A 2,114-nucleotide genomic window follows, 5' to 3' on the forward strand; every position below is an offset into this window, starting at 1 on the left:
GCCAGTAGGGATTTCACCAATCCGACGAATGCCCTCGTCAGTAAATAAAATAACTGAAACTAAGGTAATTGCGATTAATGCAACTAATTGGGCAGGAATGTATTTGCGGTACTTTTTAGGAAAGTAAAATAATATAGCTAACGTAGCGAGACCTAAAAAGAGCTCTGATAAATGAAGGTTGGCAATTAAACTTGGTAATTCAGATAACGTACCAACAACCCCGCCAGACGGTGGTTTATGACCAAGTAGTGGGGCTAGTTGTAAAATAATTAAGATAACACCAATGCCCGACATAAAGCCTGAAATAACACTGTATGGCATTAAGGTAACGTATTTGCCGAGTTTTAAAGACCCGAGTAAAAACTGAAAAGCACCGGCCATCATTACTACGGTAAAAGCCATGGCCATGCCTTGCTCAGGGTGTTTAGCCATCATGGCTGTAAGCACAGCAGTCATAATAACGGTCATTGGACCGGTAGGTTCTGAAATAAGCGAGTTAGAACCGCCAAAAAGGGCTGCAAATAAACCGACTAGAATAGCACCCCAAATACCTGCTTCAGCGCCCGCTCCAGAGGCAACACCAAATGCAAGGGCGAGTGGTAATGAAATGATTGCTGTAGTGACACCACCAAATAAGTCACCACGAAGTTGAAAATGCTTAAATCGCTCAATCAAAAGTTTTACCCCAATTTTTCAGACGCGGTATTCTAACCAGACTGTACAATAAGTTACAGTAGCATGACGCGATTTAAAGCATAAAACTGTACTGATCAGATCTGTTATGTAACAAAACAATTCGTGTACTAGAAAAAAATACAATTATCCTTAAGAAGTGTTAAACTTCCTGAAAATTACACTTATTAAACAATCATTAATCTATGTTTCAGCCAGTTAGTTTGTTTATTGGCATGCGCTATGCGAAATTAGCCAAAGGCAATGGCTTTATCTCTTTTATTTCATTTTTCTCGATAGCCGGTATTACCCTAGGCATGATTGCGCTTATTTGTGTAACTAGTGTTATGAATGGCTTTGAAAACCGTTTAAAACAATCCATGCTTCAAATTGTTCCACATTTAACCTTATCCCTGAATAGTGATAATCAACACACGGTAATTGAAGCACTCAGTAGCAATGCGAACGTGAACGCGATTTCGAAATTCAAAAGCAGTGAAGGGCTTGTTGTTTCGAACAGTAAATTACTTGCAGCACAAATATATGGCGTGGATAAAGAACAACAAAACCCGCTCAAAAATATGTTAAATCCAAGTATTGTTGAAGCACTCAGCAACACCAAATATGCCGTTGCAATTACGCGCCGTTTAGCCACTCAGTTAGATGTTGCTGTAGGTGATAAAGTGCGTTTGATGCTACCAAGCGTTTCTACGTTTACACCTGTTGGTCGCATGCCGTCGCAACGCCTTTTTACGGTTGCTGTATTGATTGATAATCCAGCATTTCATTCGCAAGTTATTTTAACTAGCACTAATGATTTACTTCGCCTTAATAGAGTAAAACCAAAAGATTTCAATGAAGTCGCCGTTTATCTTAATGACCCATTTCAACTTGAAACCCTATTAACTGAGCTACCTCAATTACAACCACTAAAAGTAGGCGACTGGAAAGACAGCCAAGGCTCGTTATTTTCAGCGGTAGCAATGGAAAAACGCATTATGAGTTTATTGCTTGGTTTAATTATTTTAGTAGCCGTTTTTAATATTCTTTCAGCACTTACAATGATGGTCTCAGAAAAACAATCAGAAATAGCGATATTACAGACCTTAGGATTATCTCCAAGTGGTGTGCTACAGGTATTTATGGTGCAAGGGCTGTATAACGGCTTAGTTGGAAGTGTATTAGGCGTTGTGCTTGGTTTGAGTGTGGCGATTAATATCAATGAAATACTGGCACTAATCGGCATACAAATTATTGCAGGAATGCAATTACCAGTAGATGTATCTTGGCTTCAAGTTACTGTCATTTTTTCTTTAAGCATTATTATGAGTTATTTAGCTACTTTTTACCCTGCAACCCGCGCAGCTAAATTAGCCCCAGCACAGGTATTACGCTATGAATAATCACGTTGTTGTTAAATGTGAGCATTTAACTAAATCATA

The 2,114-nt window shown here is 38.8% G+C and carries 2 protein-coding genes; one reads left to right on the forward strand and one right to left on the reverse strand.

What is annotated here, in order from left to right; genetic code table 11:
- On the reverse strand, positions 1-675 hold a 675-nt coding region (locus tag ABYD77_RS18990), incomplete at its 3' end, for a SulP family inorganic anion transporter (RefSeq protein WP_372771653.1).
- 203 nt (positions 676-878) lie between these two features.
- Here ABYD77_RS18990 and ABYD77_RS18995 point away from each other — a divergent pair.
- Positions 879-2,075: a lipoprotein-releasing ABC transporter permease subunit gene (locus ABYD77_RS18995; RefSeq protein ID WP_372771654.1), complete on the forward strand. Its 1,197-nt coding sequence runs from the start codon at positions 879-881 to the stop codon at positions 2,073-2,075.
- Positions 2,076-2,114 lie beyond the last annotated feature (39 nt).

It is taken from the genome of Pseudoalteromonas sp., from assembly GCF_041629635.1.
In the GTDB taxonomy this organism is placed as follows: Bacteria; Pseudomonadota; Gammaproteobacteria; order Enterobacterales; family Alteromonadaceae; genus Pseudoalteromonas.

Excerpts from the sequence above, each read along its gene's own strand:
- ABYD77_RS18995 (WP_372771654.1), top strand. The coding sequence starts at position 879 with ATGTTTCAGCCAGTTAGTTTGTTTATTGGCATGCGCTATGCGAAATTA.